Here is a 16206-nt window from a genome sequence, read left to right on the forward strand (position 1 = left end):
AGAGGCTGCCTCAAAAAGAGGTGGGTGATTTCAGTAGGTTATGATTCCTTCGGATTTGCAAAGATTCGATGGAGTTCACGATGGCCTGGACCAAAATCACCCGTCGGCAATATGCCCGGCGAACGGCACGCTACGCAAGCGATATGACGGAGCGAGAATGGGAGTTGGTCAGACCTTTTCTGCCGATACCCCGCCGCCTGGGTCGTCCCCGGACTACAGATTTGCGCGAGGTCGTAAACGCTCTGCTCTACATCGCCACGACCGGTTGCCAGTGGCGAATGCTGCCGAAGGATTTCCCACCCTGTTCAACCGTCCAGCRCTATTTCTACGAATGGAGGGCGCTGGGGCTTTGGACACGCATCAACCATTACCTGGTAATGGAAGCACGCGAACTTGAAGGCAAAGAGGCGAGCCCTACTGCAGGTGTCATCGATAGCCAGAGCGTCAAAACCACGGAAAGCGGCGGTATCCGGGGCTATGACGCGGGCAAGAAGACCAAAGGCCGCAAGCGCCATATCATCGTCGACACACTCGGGTTGATGGTCGGTCTCATGGTGCACAGCGCCGACATACAGGATCGCGATGGCGCTCCTGATCTCCTGAAATCCATCCGCCACAGGTGGCCATGGTTGCTGCACGTCTTTGCCGATGGTGGCTATGCGGGCGAAAAGCTGAGGCGGCGGCTGGATAAGATCGGACGCTGGACGGTCGAGATCATCAAGCGCAGCGACAAGGCGAAAGGCTTCGAAATTCTGCCACGTCGATGGGTGGTCGAGCGGACCTTCGCGTGGCTGGGTAGATGCCGGAGATTGGCAAAAGACGTTGAAAGGTCCATCGCCTCAGCCGAGGCATGGATCATGATTGCACACATTCGCCTTATGACCCGCCGCATTGCAAGGTATTGCGATTACTGCCTCAGCCGAGGCATGGATCATGATTGCACACATTCGCCTTATGACCCGCCGCATTGCAAGGTATTGCGATTACTGAGACCTTTTCGAATCCGACTCTTATAGATTGCAGAAGATCGTACTCTTGGCTGCCGCCCGCCCCCAGAAGTTCAGTGTTTTCGGTGGTCATGTTTCACATTCCCTTCTTTGTGTTGGCAGCGCTTACCTTTTGTTCCCGCCTGCTAGAGTGTGCTTAGCGAGCTTCAGAAATCCTCCAATACGAATTGTGAGCCTCTTTCGATTTTTCTCGGTATGGCTGAAATGGCGTCTGCGACATTGTAATGGCCCGCTTCGCAGGCATGCCCGGCTTTTGCCGGTCAGCTTCCCGCCTCCAGATAGGAACTTATGCGTTGATGGATTGCTGGGCTACCCCGCGTGGCGCAGGAAGTGTCTGGACGTGAGCGCGAATTACACGATAAGATTGCAGCTTCGCATTCCGGTAGCTGTTCAATTAGGCAATTTAATCCCTATTGACGACTGCATCGTTCAAGGTTTGGGTGCGCACGTCCAGGGGCTGAAGTGGCAAAATTTAAGAAGAAGACTTACCAGGGCCAGGAATACGATATGGCCCACTTGGATGACTTTACCATTCAAATCACTGAGGGTCCGAACACCTACAAAGCCCTCGTTACATTCAGTTGCCATTGCTTCACAGAAGAATTTAAGCAGCACCACACACCCGGTCATATATACTATTACGACAAGGAAACTCGGGCATTCTGCCCAATCCGACACGCGCTATCGGCGGCTTTGCCCGGCTACATGTCCAGCCTTGCTGGGAAATCAGTCTATCTGACCAATAAAAGCAATTTCTTCATCTTGCGCGTAAATGGGGGCAATTACCTCGTTGTCTTCAACATCAATCGTAGGACCAAAAAGAATTATGACGTTGAGATCGAAGTGGTGACCGCGCACCCACGCCCTGAGTTCGCCCAATACGCTGAGCCTGTGACCTTCACAAAGCTAGTTGAAGCCAAGGCGACTGGCGCAGCGGTGCAAAGCGGTCCTAAGGTCAGGATAGACAGGAGCTAAAAACGAAAATAGGCCCCGCAGGACCTATTTCTGAGACTTTCGCCTCGAATGGAGAACCAACTTGCGCCCTCACAGAGGGACCAAACTTGCGTTTGGTCTGGCGTCCCTATTGCGCCTTACGACGCTCACCACTTTCGGGACTGTGCAGACGGTAATATACGGTACGCATACTACAGTCAACCACTTGTTGATTGTATCTGCACCGGGTTAACGTCTCGCGAAGCCTACGGTTCCCAGATGCAGGGCGCTTATACAGGCAGCCTATATCAGTAGATTGCCACACAGAGTCACTGAGAGTCATCTCGGCTGGCATGATGCATTGCTCATATCGCACCACAGAACGCGCTGTATAGCAACGCTGAGTCAAGGCACCCCTATTGAGGCCGTTAGCTCGATCAAACGGGCAAACCGACACCCTGAAAATCCCAGAATGAAATCTATTCAAAAACTTATATGAAAACCTTTCATTATGCAGACGTGTGCCTTTTGGACAACCGCCGGTATGCAAGAAGCGTGCCAGTCTAAACCTTTGACCGCCCGCCCCCCTTTAGATGAGGCTAATGTAACCTTTTCTTGCGTGATGGCGCAACATTCGTTCGCATTCTTTCGCGCACAAAAAAAGGCCGCACCTTTCGATGCAGCCCTTAGCATTTCAGAAGCATCAGCCTCGCGGGATCGGAAAGGACTGCATCCTCACTTTCTCCTGTGCCGCTAATTGTGCATAGAGCTTAGCCCTCTCAGCAGCCACTGCCTGCCTCTGTCTGCTTTGCTCTAAGTGCTCAGCCATCTTGAGGTCAGCCGCCTTCTTACGTGCCGCTGCTGCATTGTCGGCGCGTAGCTGTGCGATGCGTGCACGCCTCCGTGAATCTGTTGCTTTCGTTTCGATCTCAGCCAGCCTCGCCCTGCGTCTGGCCCATTCATCGCCTGTTGACTTTGAGCTGCTAACATCTTTTGCGACCGGGGCAGCGGTAAGATCGGCGTCAACGAGTTTCGTGACTGTGACAATAATAAAGAACGCCTCCGACTCAATATTACCAAGGTCTTTCGGGATGGGGCAGGCCACCAATATTTCGGAATTGGTTGGCGTAATGCCAGCGTTCCTTTTGCTTTTGTAGAAGTCTATGACCGCCGCTGTATAATCGTCTGCGAATGCTTCAATCTTCTCTTTGTTCATCATATCTATGTCTCCTTTTACTGTTCAAATCCCGTTGCCAGTGCTGCATTCATTATTCGCGTCAAGGCAGGCCCTTTAGCTGAGCCGTGCAGGATTTATTGATGTTGCTGAATTCTATGGGACGATGATGCCATGGCCGTTCCGGCCAGCTTTCCGCCCTACCCATCTTTAGGATGTCACACCCGGCCCAGAGCATGGCCCAAACTGGTTACGCTGCCTTGCGCTCAACTTGCCGAATACAAAAGGCTTTCCACTTGCCATCATCGAGCCGGTAGAGCGTGTCCCTCTTGCCCTCAGAATAGGTCATGATGCCGCGAACCTGCGGATCGATAGCCTTGAACAGGGCAATAGCTCCAGTCATGCTGGTGCAGCCCATAACGTACAGGTGACCGATCTTTTCCTTGCGGTTGTACTCGTGCATATCGAGCCAGCAACCGCAGCTTGCATTCCAAGGCAGCGTTTTCTTGGGGTATCTCCAATGCGTGATGGCTGCGGTTCCGCAAAGGGAACGATCCGCAGGCCCGCGCAGTGCATAAAATTTCTTATCTATCTGAGTGTTCATTTATGTTCTCCTTCTGTTTCATTTTTACATTTCCAAGGCCCTCCCTGAGTATGGCCCATCGCCTTGCCCATCGCAGGGCGGAAAGCACGTTTAGATTGCGGATGGCGGGCAGCAGCACACGCTAGTGTGCCGCATCATTGTTCATGCGCTTGGTGCGGCTAAAGGCGCATCAGTTCCAGCCCACGAGCCGTGCGTGCCTCTTCAATCGCTGTATCGAAAACCTCCGTCCAATAGGCATGCTGTACCGGTTTGCCGTAGAGGGCTGACCAGACGTAAGCAGTGTGTGGGAGAGGTTTGAGATTATCCAGTACGACATGAGCAAATTTGACAGCCCGTTCGAACTCACCAAGATTATAGATATCAGTTGTAGGCCACTCCCGAATGGTGTCCGCATGTTCCTTCATTGTTTTGTTGGTGTCCGTCATGTTCATTCTCCTTTTCGTTTCCATGCCAAGCAGCTGCGGATGCCATCGAGCATCTGCAAGCTTGCGCAAGCATGCATGGGGATTGTAAGGGGTAGTCTGCCAGCCTAGTTGCAGGGTAGTTGCAGCCTAGTTGCAGGGTAGTTTGACAGGCTTCATGCAACTATGTTGGAACCTAGCTTGCAGATGCTTGCACGTATTATTCAGTCACTTTCGACGCATCCACTATGCCCTTAATCGGACGCCCGGTTGTGCCGTGGTTGATTTCCTTGATTTGACCAGAACGGAGCAAGCTGCTCATCGCCCTCTCAAACTGCCTAACGTTGACGCCATCCGCTTCAGGCATCGCCGCAAACACCTTCGGCGCGTAATAGGCTGGCGAGGTCTTTGCTAATGTGACGCGATCCAAACTCAGATCGACGGCATGCAAGCATTCCATAAAGACCCGCTCCGCTTTCGCTTCAGCCATCAGCTTCGATTGAGAGCCCGCACTCGTCACGAAAGCGCCGCGCTCCCATCGGATTTTTGTCTCTCCGCCAATCTTGCCATAGTTGCTTTTCATGGTTTTGAGCAGCCGTGCATCAGTATCGTCATCATCCTTTCCGTCAGGCCGCGTCAGATAGAGCCGGGATCGGGCCGAATTGCTCCAGCCAGTCGAGCCCGACGTGCCGGTGCCGGACATCATGCCTGATACCGATGGGTGAGCCAGCAGGATCACTGCGCACTGCAATTCGATAGCCAGACGCCGCAACATGCCGACGAACTGCCGGACCTGGGAACGATCAATCTCGGAGCCCCCGAACAAATCCGCCGCCGTGTCGAGGATGATGCAACGAGGCCGCAAAACCCGCGTGAATGCCTCGACCTTTCGAAAAACCTCCGTCGCCACAATGCGTTTTGAAGCGTCGGGCAAAGCCATTACGGCATCCTCTCCAGCCAGCGGCCAGAGGTGGAACTGATTGACCTCGTTCAAATAGACGCCCAACGTCCGGCAGATATCGACTTGACGACGCTTGAACTCGTCCTCTTCATCTTCCGCGCCGAGGAGGAATACGGGGCCCTTTGCCGGTGACATGCCAAGCGTTTCAATTCCGGCCGCGCCAGCCATGCCCCACTGTAGGGCCAGAAGCGATTTACCAACGCCGCCGTCACCGTACAGGAGCGTGACCTGACCAACGGGCACCAAGCCCTCTATCCACCACTCGCGTTCTGGAACGTACTCATTCTCATAGTCCGCAGGGCAGACAATGCCGTATTCAGCCGCCAAGTCTGCAATCGTCATGCCGTCAGTCTGGATTGCCGCAGCTTCCCGCCTTTGTTCGTCGGGCTGCTCGTCATCAATATAGGACGGGCCATTCTCATAAAACTGGCGTTCAGCCTCAGCCTCTAGCCGGTCATACTCCTCTTGTGTGTATGCGAGGTCTGACATGATCACGCTGCTTCAAGAGCAGAAATCCAAGTCTCAAGTTTAGACCGGCGCACTGCAAGCTTTCCGCCAAGCTTAAATACCGGGCCAAGGTGTCCAGCAGTGAAGGCCGAATATACCTGCGTTGCAGACATGCCGATTTCATTGCCAATATTAGCCGCACCTGTGATTAGGCCGATGGTGTTACCAGTTACGGTTTTGTTCGTATTCTCCTTCATTTGTATTATCCTTTTTAAAAGTTTTAGAAATATTCGACGTTCCCAATGTAATACCCGCCAAATAGCGAACCAATCACTCCCATCAAATTTTCTCGAGTTTTTTCGCAAGTGCGCTGGAAGGCAGACGCACGAAAGCGCTCCTTGGGGGGCCAAATGTAGACGGAATGCACCGCCTTTCCTTTGCTGTTGGGATTGTGCCGCTTCAAGCCGCGAGCGCCGGGCGGGCGGCCACGCGCTTGGACGCGATCCATGCATCCAAGTCTGCCGTTGCGTAAATTACGCTTGAGCCGAGCTTTGCGTAAATCGGCCCGCCACCATAGCATCGGAGTTTGTCTAGAAGGGATTTGGAAATGCCGAGGTAAGCGGCAGCTTGTGGTGCTCTAAGATTTTTCATTTTTCGTTCTCCATGTTTGTGTTTGCATGGAGGTATATGCTTGTTCAGGTATCCCAAGAACATAGAGTCATTGTTGGGACAGTTTGTCGGCGGCGGCCTTCATCGCTCTGGCGGCCTTCCGTTTGTATCGTCTCAGCCGCATGAAGTCAGGTGATTGAGACTCGCGAGATAGGGCGTTTTGAGCCGTCTTGACGGCTATAGCGCCGCCAGAATCTTTGTGAATTGTCCGCGCTGCCTCTGCTTGGGATTTCCCTTGGCGCATCTCAGCCTTCATCCGAGATTGCAAAATATGGTTACCCATGCCGACTGGCCGACCGCCGAGTCCACTTGGCCCAGTTCGATCAACAGGCGTCTCAATCTTGAATGCCGGTACGTATTCCAGTGCCAGTTCTAGGGCCAATTGCCGCCAGCCCTCGGCCGTGGGCTCCAGCCCATTGTGATCTTGCAAAAGTGCGTTTAGACGCTCTGCCATCTCGGCGGCTAGTTCGTCCTCCGCTGTATGTTCGGTGACAGCAATTGGGCCGCGATGGAGGGGCTCCATCCATGCGTCACCATCATATTCTTCTTCGACCGCCATCATTTGCCTCCAATCGCTGCGGAAATCTGCCCAGCGATGGCATCCGCAGCCCGGCGCGACGAATCAACATCGACGTGTGCATAGCGTTGTGTGGTCTTTGCATCGCTGTGACCAAGTAGCTTGCCGATGACGGGCAGCCCCAGCCCCGACCATGCGCCGACGCTGGCAAAACTGTGCCTCAGGTCATGAATCCGCAAGCCGGGCAGCGCGGCCCGCTTTGTAATCTGCGCCCAAGGGCGTTTTAAGTCCGCGCGTGGCTTCTCGCCATCAAGCCCGGCGCTTTCGCCCGCAATGACGTAAATCCCGACGCGCGGTAGGTCCTTTAGTATCTCGACGGCTGGCGCGGCGAGGACAACCGTCTTTTTGCCGGTTTTAGAGTCTGGGAGGAACAGAAAGCCGCGATCAAGGTCGGTTTCCGTCCAGCGCAGGTTCAAGACTTCCCGCAGGCGCATGCCCGTCAACATCAGCAGCCGGATAGAGCCAGTCACGCTTGGATGCATTTTGACGCGCTGTCCTTTAGGCGAGTGCTTGGAATCCCCCGCATTCACTTCAAAGCCCACGGTCTCCGCCTCAATCATGGCTTCACCAAGCCGCTGCATCTCGTCTGTGGAAAGAAAGCGCTCGCGGCCTTCCTCCTTATTCAGATCGACGCCACGGGCCGGGTTCATGCCCTCTGGCACATAGCCATTCTTTGCGCCCCAACCGTAAGCAGCCGAAAGCAACTTCATGGCCCGATTAGCTGAAATCTTGGCTACCCTGCTCATCTTCGAGTGAGCACGCTGTACATCGACTCTGGTCAACGTCACAGCCTTGTTGGTGCCGATGCTAGGATCAATGTGCTTCTTGGCTATCGTGCGATAGAATTCGGCCGACGAAGCCTTTTTGTTCACAGCGACGAATTCCTCAATGTAGTTTGACACTAGCGTCTTCACTGTGACGCTCGCGCGCTCGTCGCTGCGATCCTTGGCTAGATCCTTACCAAGGCCAGCATGGGCAATTGCTTTGCGGGCAGCCTCGCGTGCTTCGTTCGGCTTGAGGATGCCGACACGGCCCAGCTTCATGCGTTTTTTAGAGCCACCAGCTACAGGCCGGAATTCTGCAAACCACGTCCCTGTGCCTGTGGTCGTGCGGTAAAGGCCAAAGCCGGTTAAATCCTCATCGAAGTAAAATTTTGTCTTGTTGGGAGGGTCCAAAGCCATGATTTCTTCAACCTTGTCTTTGGTCAGGATCATAGGTTTTTTGGTCAGGATCATAGGCGCGCCTCCAAATTTATAGCCACATTGTAGCCAGCGATTAAATTAGAGACGGGAATAAGTCAAGTGGACATGGGTTGCACACCCTTGCATTATCAGCCTTTGAGCTACGTTTATGCAACGCTAGGAATGGCTATAAAAGCGGTACATTAAGACTGGTGGTCAAGGGGTCGTGGGTTCGAATCCCGCCGCTCCGACCATTTTCTCCTTGAAGCCCCTGTCGACACCGCCTTTCCATTTCTTCAGCTACCGGAAGAACGGAATGATAGGTGGCGGGGCATCCCTTCGGGAACCAAAGCGCCCACACCGATCCCGGACACCCGATATCCCGTCCGGCGCTCTTCCGGGCAATCCGCGCACACTGTGACGCCGCCGGCCGGCGTACCCGCTATACGATGAAGAAATCGGCGTTGGTCATCACCAGGTCATGGCCGACGGTGGCAAACTGAACGGCTGCCGCCACGCCTGTTCCATCCTTGTCATAGCTGAGTGCACCAGTCGCCGCGTTGTAGATGATACGATCTGACGCATCGGCGGCCGCGGTTCCGATATGAAAGGCAGTGGCGGCAAGCGTGCCCGTCACGCTAAGGGCGGTGAATATGGCATTCTCCAGCTGCACGGTGTCGTTTACAACGACGAAATCGCGGATCGTGTCGATGTTGGTCGAGCCAAGCGCGCTATTGAAGAAAAATGTATCGTTGCCCGCGCCGCCAATCAGGACATCCTTTCCAAGACCACCATTGATCAGATCGTTGCCCGCACCACCGGACAGCGTGTTGGCATGATTGCCGCCATAAATCGCGTCATTGAACTTGGTTCCGATAACGTTGGGTATGTTTTTCACCGTGTCGGTGTTTCCGAACCCGTCCTTTGCCGTATCGGCCGACAACCCGCCTTGCGCCCCGGTGCCGAGCAGGTTGACGATGACGCCCCGCGTCCCGCCGCTTGCGGCGTCCCGGCTGTAATCGACCGTATCCGAGCCGGAATTGCCATTCAGGGAATCGTTACCCCGGCCGCCGATCAGCGTATCAGCACCGCCCCCTCCCCACAGAGTATCATTACCGGCGCCTCCATTCAAAACATTGGCAAGGCGATCACCGGTCAATTTGTCGGCGCCCGATCCGCCGGTAACATTCTCGATATTACGGATCTTGTCTTCCGCTACGCCGCCAACGGTGACCTTTACGTTGGTGGCGCCTTTGAGGGTGACGGTAACGGCGGCAGTCTTGTCGGTATAGAGCGCCGTATCGGCGCCTGTCCCGCCATCAAGCACGTCCTTGCCGCCGCCGCCCTTGAGGATATCGTTACCGGCATAGCCGGAAAGAACGTCGGCCAATCGCGTGCCGTTCAATGTGTCCGCGCCGCTCAATGCCAGGCTCAAAAGCCCTTGCGTGTTGTTTTGCGATGCAAAGTCGCGAACCGTCGTCGCGGCGATGCTCAAGCCGGTAATCAGCAGTGCGGTGCTATTGTTGATGACATACTGTACCGATGTCACGGTGCCGCCTGTTGGCGCATTCGTGGTATCGAACGTGAACCCGCTGCCCTTAAACAGCGTGTAGTTAGTCGCATTATCAAAATACTTCGCCGACACCGGCGATACCGTCGAAAAATCGTAGTCAAAGAGTTTATCGACCTGAAGCGTATTGAACTTTATCGCAAATGCGGTTCCACCGCTTACAACAGCCATTTCGCCCTCCAGCGCCAAATGAATATTAGATTTACATCATATACATTTGGCGCTGACCAGTCGACCAAATTAAAGCGGTCGCGCTCCAAGTGTTGCGGTCTGGCCGCTCATCATCGAGCCAGCGCCGCACACAGCATCAGCCAGGTGTTAATGCACCGAAATATCGGTCTCCGGCTCTTCGAGAAAAGACTCGATGCCATCGCGCTCGACGGTCGCCAAAAACTCCTCGAAGGCTTCCTTGTCCGTGGCAAAAGGCTCTTCCCAGACGGTCAGGCCTTCGTCCTGATCGATCACTTCCATCGTCCAGCCGTCCGCGCTGCCCTCCTTGCGGAAGATATCGACAAGCACGGTGATGTCGTCTTCGGTAAACTCGCCGGAAAAATCGGAATGTTCGAGCTTCTGTTTCTTCGCCATGGTCATCATGCCTGTTTCGTGTTGGTGATAGTGGCCGTAAGGCGGCCCCTGGAACGTTCGCGCGTCGCGCCGCCCTCGAGCCGCTTGGCCGCTTGCTTGATTTCGAGCGGTGAAAAAAGAGTGCGGTATTCCGGCCGTGTCATCGCGGCCTCTATCGAGAATTCGGCTTTCCTGGCCTCGATCAGCCGTTCCAAGCCGGTCGTTCCGGGCTTGAACACCAGCTCCCTGGCAGCCTCGACGCCACCTTTCAGGATGACAAGACGGCGAAACAGCACTGGCCGGAAGCCAATCCGCGCACAATGATCGTAGAGCGCCAGCATCTCGCCGTGAAATTTTGCCTGAAGGGTCTCGCTCATCTCGCTCTTTTCTCAATCATATCCCGGACATATGGAGATGCAGGCAACGGACGCCAAGAGGCTTTTTACCGAACCAGTACGACAGACAAAAGACCCGGCAATCGCCAAGGTTTACGCTCCGGTCACTCCTGAACCGCAATCTCTGCTTCGGCAGCAGCGGCCAGAAACGCTTTTCGGGCGTCTTCGGCCGGGCGCTTGCCCTCGATCACCTCGGCGCAGATACCAAGCGCCCGGTCGAGCGCCGGCGCATCTTCCAGCGGCCAGTCCTCGATCATCGCCCACGATGCTTCGGTGGTATTGGATATCGTCACGTATTTGCCTGGTCCCTCCAAGGCGAGCGTCACGCTTTTCGTCCAGGGCTTTTCCATTGTCTCGCCTTGCTCAGAATGTCTGTCGCGGTCCTACCATGAACGGCATGGCGCCACGAGAGTAAAGGCCGGCAAACACAAGACCGACCGCAGTCTCAACGCACCTGATCGAGCAGGCGCTTGCATTCCAAAAGGTCGTAGAGCGCTTCCTGCAGCAGCGCCCTGTCTTCCTTGCCGACGGATGTCTTGCCCACCGAGATTTCAGGAGCCTCGTCATTACCGCCGACGAACGAGAAGAACCGGCGGCTGGCGGGCGCCTTGGCACGGCCGACGATCTGGTCTTCATCTGGATTGCCGAGCTTGGGCTGCGCAGGCTCCTCGATATTGGCGGCTGCGAGCGCCTCGACGGTCGCCAGATCGCCGCTGGCAATCGCCGCGACGAACTTGTTGCCGTTCATCTTCAAGAGCTTCTGCACACCCTTGATCGTATAGCCGTGATCGTAGAGCAGATGACGAATGCCTTTGAGCAGATCGACATCTTCAGGCCGGTAGTAGCGCCGGCCACCGCCGCGCTTCATCGGCTTGATCTGCAGGAACCGTGTTTCCCAAAACCTCAGCACATGCTGCGGCAAATCGAGATCGTCGGCCACTTCACTGATGGTGCGAAACGCATCCGGGCTCTTGTCCATGTCTTCCCCCACTCCGCGTCGAAGATACGCGGTATGCACCACGCGACTCTGGCTGCGAGCCTATATCGCAGCAATTGCTGATGATTACACGAATCATGCGCAATTCAACGGCTTATGGACGTGTTTTCAACCACTTTAATGGTGGACGGTAAGATTTAGGAGGCCGGCGATTGCGGTTTCAACTTGGCCTTGCGCTGGAGATGCGCCTTGAGGACGCGCTGTTTCAGCACGTTGGAAGCCTTGAAGGTCATGACACGGCGCGGAGAAATCGGCACTTCTTCGCCGGTTTTCGGATTGCGGCCGATGCGTTCGTTCTTGTCACGCACCTGAAACGTCGCGAAGGAGGAAAGCTTGACGCTTTCGCCCCGCACGATGGCGTTACAGATTTCGTCGATCACCGTCTCGACCAGTTCAGCCGATTCCGTTCGGGAGAGACCGACCTTGCGAAAAACCGATTCGGCCAGGTCTGCTCGTGTCACCGTTTTTCCGCTCATCTTCCCCCACCGATTTTCTTAGATTATCGATTAGCCCGGAAAGAGTATTGCCCTTGTCCATTCCGGTCAAGCGTCTGCACCATATCACATTTTTTTACCAGCGCAGCAGCACGGACCCCCAGGTGAAACCGCCGCCCATCGCCTCGAGCAGGACGAGATCACCCTTTTTGATGCGTCCATCCGATGCCGCGACACTCAGCGCCAGTGGAATGGAGGCTGCCGAGGTGTTGCCATGGAGATCGACCGTGACCACCACTTTCTCAAGCGGAATGCCAAGTTTCTTGGCCGAACCATCAATGATCCGGCGGTTGGCCTGGTGCGGCACCAGCCAGTCGAGATCGTCGGCCGTCGTACCGGTCGCCTCGAAAGCAGCCTCGATCACGTCGGTAATCATGCCCACGGCATGCTTGAAGACCTCGCGGCCCTCCATGCGCAGATGGCCGACCGTGCCGGTGGTCGAGGGACCACCGTCGACATAGAGTTTTTCCTTGTGGGCACCATCCGAGCGCAGCTGCGCCGTCAGGACGCCACGATCAGCCGTCGTGCCCGCGCCTTCCTGCGCTTCCAGAACAAGCGCGCCAGCACCGTCGCCAAACAGCACGCAGGTGGTACGGTCGTTCCAGTCGAGAATGCGCGAGAATGTCTCGGCACCGATGACCAGCACCCGCTTGGCGAGCCCGCCACGGATATAGGCGTCCGCCGTGGTCACGGCAAAAATGAAGCCGGAACAGACGGCCTGCAGGTCGAAGGCTGCGCCATGGTGCATGCCAAGCCGGTTCTGGATATTGACGGCGGTCGCCGGAAAGGTGTTGTCGGGCGTCGACGTCGCAACAATGATGAGATCGATATCGGCCGGCGTCAGGCCGGCATTGGCGAGAGCCGCGCGTGCAGCCCCCTCGCCCAGCGATGCGGTGGTTTCCCCCTCGCCTGCGATGTAACGTTGGCGAATGCCGGTGCGCTGCACGATCCATTCGTCGGACGTGTCGACCTTGTCTTCGATTTCGCGATTGGTCATCACCCGCTGCGGGAGCGATGCCCCGAAACCGCGAACCACAGAACGGATCATACTTTTCAAACCTCGTCTGCCGTGCCGGTCGCTGCACCTTCGGAAGGGCGCGAGGCATGGTATTTTTGCAAATCGTTTTCGATCTTGGCCTTTAGCCCGTTGCGGACCATGTCGTAGCCGACATCGATGGCTGCGGCGAAACCTTCAGCGTCGGTTCCTCCATGACTCTTGATCACGACACCATTAAGGCCGAGGAAGACGCCGCCGTTCACCTTTCGCGGATCCATCTTCTCGCGCAGCCGGTCAAACGCACCCTTGGCGAGGATGTAGCCGATCTTGGCCAGAAGCGTGCGTGACATCGCGGCGCGCAGATATTCGGCGATCTGACGGGCCGTGCCTTCGGCAGCCTTCAGCGCGATATTGCCGGAAAAACCTTCGGTCACCACCACATCGACCGTACCACGGCCGATATCGTCACCCTCGACGAAGCCGAAATAATCGATGCTGTCGATACCGGCTTCGCGCAGCAATCGGCCGGCTTCCTTGACCTGCTCCTGCCCCTTGATCTCTTCGACGCCGACATTGAGCAGGCCAAGCGTCGGACGTTCGACCTCAAACAGCGCGCGCGCCATGGCGCCGCCCATCAGGGCAAAATCCATCAGCTGCTGCGCATCGGCGCCGATCGTCGCACCGACGTCCAGCACGATGCTCTCGCCCTTCAGGGTCGGCCAGATGGCTGCGATGGCCGGGCGCTGGATGCCTTGCATCATCCGCAAGCAGAATACCGACATCGCCATCAGCGCGCCGGTATTGCCGGCGGAGACAACCACATCGGCCTCGCCCTTGTTGACGGCGTCGATCGCCTGCCACATGCTTGCCTTGCCACGCCCGCGCCTGAGCGCCTGGCTTGGCTTCTCATCCATGGCGATTGCCAGTTCGGAGGCATGAAACGTGCAGTTCGCCTTGAGCTTGGGATACTTTTCCAAGAGAGGAGCACATTGCTCTTCAAGACCATACAGCGCGAAACGGATATCGGGATGCCGTTCAAGCGCCTTGGCAGCGCCCGGAATGACGACCTGCGGACCGAAGTCGCCGCCCATCACATCAAGAGAAATTCTGACCACGCGTGCCCTATCCTTTTTTCCTGCCACACTGCATGTTTCGTTCCGGCGCAATCAGTGGGCGATGGAGACACACGTGTTTTCATAACGTTTGAGACGTAACGGCCCCACTCACGGAGCAAAACGGCCCAACGGGCTGGATTTCGGCCAAAATACCGTTTTTCACTGATGTGACAACCGATTTGTGCCACACCTCGCCGTTCACTCAGTCCTTTTTCCAATCCTTGAGGGCCGCAAAGGGATTTGGACGGACATCATCTTTTTCGCTGCTTTCGATCCGCTCGCCGAAGCTCGCGCCCTGCTTGCGCGGATAGGGGTCGATAGCAAGTGCAGCGTGTTCCGTAACGGCCAGACCGACATCGATGGTGTCACCGGTAAACATGTCGGGAAGATCGGGGCCTTCCGGATCGAGAATCATCTCGCCGCTGTCATTGGCGGCGATCCGCGCCAGCCGCGACCCTTCAGGCACGAAAATCGCTTCTATGGGTTCATCGATCAATGCTTCTACCGGCTCCAGCGTCACGACGCAGGCCTGAACGATCCTCGCCTCCACACGGCCCTTGACCTTGACGCCATCCTTTTTCCAGCGCGCGATCTGCAGCTCAGCTGTGAGCGACTGTACTTCCAGAACATCCCACAGTTCGCGCAGTGCCTCGCACTCGGCTTCGCTCGCTGCGAGACGAACCGTCACTGCATTGGCGGAAATATTGCCGACCTTGACCGGATAGGAAAATGCGGGTTTTTCGTCGTGGTTCATCGTCTGGTCCTTTCGGGCGGCGGTACCGCCCAAGATAGTGCTGCCGGCCATTATACGGCGCTACCCCCGCATCGTCTTGGACGGATATCAGGTGGCCGCTTGCGGCAGGTCGATCCGGCCGGTTTCTACGACATCCTCGGCCTCCAGCGCAAGCTGGGCCTCTGCAGCCAACAGATAGTCGGCCAATCCGAGCATCGACAGCGCTTGATCGTCCGTCTGCGGATGGAAATTGCGCTTCAATGCCGCAGCGAGTTCGTCACGGTCCCGGCGCTCAAGCGCTGCCGCGTAACTTTCTAGCCGGCCATAGAACATCGAGGCGAACTTCTTCATCCGCTTGGGCACGCCGACATCGCCAACGCCGAGTTCACGGATCGAATGATCGACGTCCTCGAAGAACGCATCGATGATTTCCTGGGCGATCTCCTGGCCGGCACGCTTAGAACTGCGGGTGCGGCGGAAATAGAGGATCAGCGATGCCGACAGCATCTCGAAACGGCCCATAACCGTGTCCGGCACGTCGAGGTCGGTATACAGATATGGACGCCGGGCGGCGGCGGTCAGAAGCGCATATTGGCGCTTAACAATGGCCGCATTGCCATTTTTTTTCCCGAACAGTCCAAATATCATCATAAAGCCCAAGTTTGCCTGCTTCAAAATGCGCTGGCCTGCGCATCCTGCTGTTGCATGATTGCGGAAGCTGGTTTACCGAAGCAGGCACGAAATGCAATGGCGCATCTGCCAGCGTTACCTTGGGGGAGATGTCGTTGACGAAACGGTATCTCAGATCAGACATGAAATTTCTGAATAACGTCGCTTTTACATTGGCAATTTGCGTAACCACCCTTTCCGGCTGCAAGACGGCCGATATGCTGAACACCAGCGAAACCATCAACCAGGGCTATGTCGTTGATCAGGAGACACTGGCGCTGGCGCCGGTCGGCTCCAGCCGCGAGCAGGTGCTTTTGTCGTTGGGAACGCCATCGACGACGGCCACCTTCGACAATGAAGTGTTCTACTACATTTCCCAGAAGCGTCAGCGCCCTGTCGCCTTCATGAAGGCAAAGGTGGTGGAGCAGAGCGTGCTCGCCGTCTATTTCGACAAGGACGGCGTCGTTTCGCAGCTGGCGCATTACACGCTGCAGGACGGCAAGGTCTTCGACATGATTTCCCGCACCACGCCGACCGGCGGCAAGGAGATGACCTTCCTCGGTCAGCTGCTCTCCGGTAATGGCATCGGCAAGAGCATGGCGAAATCGGTGCTGGGTAACAGCAACAACCGCTGATCTCCATGATCACGCCCTGATAAAAAAACCGCCGGCGCTGCACGCACCGGTGGTTTTTTCTTGTCTGCCAATCGCCTGTCCGC

19 protein-coding genes and 1 pseudogene are annotated in these 16206 nt (G+C 56.1%); 3 read left to right on the forward strand and 17 right to left on the reverse strand.

What is annotated here, in order from left to right; translation table 11 throughout:
• Positions 1-80: 80 nt before the first annotated feature.
• Positions 81-905, forward strand: a pseudogene (locus tag ASD36_RS00005) (IS5 family transposase); the annotation flags it as partial.
• 564 nt (positions 906-1469) lie between these two features.
• The gene (locus ASD36_RS00010) at positions 1470-1982 is read left to right on the forward strand and encodes a hypothetical protein (protein WP_156393788.1); all 513 of its coding nucleotides are present in this window, start codon (positions 1470-1472) and stop codon (positions 1980-1982) included.
• A 661-nt stretch (positions 1983-2643) separates the two neighbouring features.
• On the opposite strand, the gene ASD36_RS00015 is transcribed toward ASD36_RS00010, so the two are convergent.
• From ASD36_RS00015 to ASD36_RS00100, 17 genes are all read right to left on the reverse strand, one after another.
• Positions 2644-3159 carry a hypothetical protein gene (locus ASD36_RS00015; RefSeq protein ID WP_060508641.1) on the reverse strand — a complete coding sequence of 172 codons (516 nt, stop codon included), beginning with the start codon at positions 3157-3159 and terminating at the stop codon, positions 2644-2646.
• 205 nt (positions 3160-3364) lie between these two features.
• A complete protein-coding gene (locus tag ASD36_RS00020; protein WP_060508643.1) occupies positions 3365-3718 on the reverse strand; it encodes a hypothetical protein in 354 nt (117 codons plus the stop codon).
• Positions 3719-3876: 158 nt separating this feature from the next.
• On the reverse strand, positions 3877-4143 hold the full coding sequence (locus ASD36_RS00025) for a hypothetical protein (RefSeq protein WP_060508645.1): 267 nt from the start codon (positions 4141-4143) through the stop codon (positions 3877-3879).
• 196 nt (positions 4144-4339) lie between these two features.
• Complete coding sequence (locus ASD36_RS00030; RefSeq protein ID WP_060508647.1) at positions 4340-5569, reverse strand: AAA family ATPase; 1230 nt, start codon at positions 5567-5569, stop codon at positions 4340-4342.
• Between the two features lie 2 nt (positions 5570-5571).
• Positions 5572-5784, reverse strand: a complete 213-nt coding sequence (locus ASD36_RS00035; RefSeq protein ID WP_060508649.1) for a hypothetical protein — start codon at positions 5782-5784, stop codon at positions 5572-5574.
• A 461-nt stretch (positions 5785-6245) separates the two neighbouring features.
• Positions 6246-6755, reverse strand: coding sequence for a hypothetical protein (locus tag ASD36_RS00045; protein WP_060508653.1), 510 nt, complete (start codon positions 6753-6755; stop codon positions 6246-6248).
• Positions 6755-8008 carry a site-specific integrase gene (locus ASD36_RS00050; protein WP_060508655.1) on the reverse strand — a complete coding sequence of 418 codons (1254 nt, stop codon included), beginning with the start codon at positions 8006-8008 and terminating at the stop codon, positions 6755-6757. The genes ASD36_RS00045 and ASD36_RS00050 overlap by 1 nt, the downstream gene beginning before the upstream one ends.
• 388 nt (positions 8009-8396) lie before the next feature.
• Positions 8397-9695 carry a calcium-binding protein gene (locus tag ASD36_RS31645; RefSeq protein ID WP_060502172.1) on the reverse strand — a complete coding sequence of 433 codons (1299 nt, stop codon included), beginning with the start codon at positions 9693-9695 and terminating at the stop codon, positions 8397-8399.
• A 147-nt stretch (positions 9696-9842) separates the two neighbouring features.
• Positions 9843-10109, reverse strand: a complete 267-nt coding sequence (locus ASD36_RS00060; protein WP_060502231.1) for a hypothetical protein — start codon at positions 10107-10109, stop codon at positions 9843-9845.
• 5 nt (positions 10110-10114) lie between these two features.
• Entirely contained in the window at positions 10115-10465 is a 351-nt protein-coding gene (locus ASD36_RS00065) for a hypothetical protein (protein WP_060508657.1), read from the reverse strand.
• Positions 10466-10587: 122 nt separating this feature from the next.
• Positions 10588-10833, reverse strand: a complete 246-nt coding sequence (locus ASD36_RS00070; RefSeq protein WP_060502174.1) for a DUF982 domain-containing protein — start codon at positions 10831-10833, stop codon at positions 10588-10590.
• Between the two features lie 95 nt (positions 10834-10928).
• The gene (locus tag ASD36_RS00075) at positions 10929-11462 is read right to left on the reverse strand and encodes a MerR family transcriptional regulator (protein WP_060502175.1); all 534 of its coding nucleotides are present in this window, start codon (positions 11460-11462) and stop codon (positions 10929-10931) included.
• Between the two features lie 155 nt (positions 11463-11617).
• Positions 11618-11956 (reverse strand): integration host factor subunit alpha, encoded by a 339-nt coding sequence (locus ASD36_RS00080; protein ID WP_037107559.1) that lies wholly within the window; start codon positions 11954-11956, stop codon positions 11618-11620.
• Positions 11957-12050: 94 nt separating this feature from the next.
• Positions 12051-13022 carry a beta-ketoacyl-ACP synthase III gene (locus ASD36_RS00085; RefSeq protein ID WP_060502176.1) on the reverse strand — a complete coding sequence of 324 codons (972 nt, stop codon included), beginning with the start codon at positions 13020-13022 and terminating at the stop codon, positions 12051-12053.
• Positions 13023-13027: 5 nt separating this feature from the next.
• Positions 13028-14086: a phosphate acyltransferase PlsX gene (plsX, locus tag ASD36_RS00090; RefSeq protein WP_082511968.1), complete on the reverse strand. Its 1059-nt coding sequence runs from the start codon at positions 14084-14086 to the stop codon at positions 13028-13030.
• 202 nt (positions 14087-14288) lie between these two features.
• The gene (locus tag ASD36_RS00095) at positions 14289-14840 is read right to left on the reverse strand and encodes a DUF177 domain-containing protein (protein ID WP_060502232.1); all 552 of its coding nucleotides are present in this window, start codon (positions 14838-14840) and stop codon (positions 14289-14291) included.
• Positions 14841-14927: 87 nt separating this feature from the next.
• Positions 14928-15467, reverse strand: a complete 540-nt coding sequence (locus ASD36_RS00100; RefSeq protein WP_060502233.1) for a ubiquinol-cytochrome C chaperone family protein — start codon at positions 15465-15467, stop codon at positions 14928-14930.
• Between the two features lie 131 nt (positions 15468-15598).
• Between ASD36_RS00100 and ASD36_RS00105 the strand changes: the two genes are divergently transcribed.
• Positions 15599-16123: an outer membrane protein assembly factor BamE gene (locus ASD36_RS00105; protein ID WP_060502234.1), complete on the forward strand. Its 525-nt coding sequence runs from the start codon at positions 15599-15601 to the stop codon at positions 16121-16123.
• Positions 16124-16206 lie beyond the last annotated feature (83 nt).

The sequence above is a fragment of the Rhizobium sp. Root1334 genome (assembly GCF_001426665.1).
In the GTDB taxonomy this organism is placed as follows: Bacteria; Pseudomonadota; Alphaproteobacteria; order Rhizobiales; family Rhizobiaceae; genus Pararhizobium.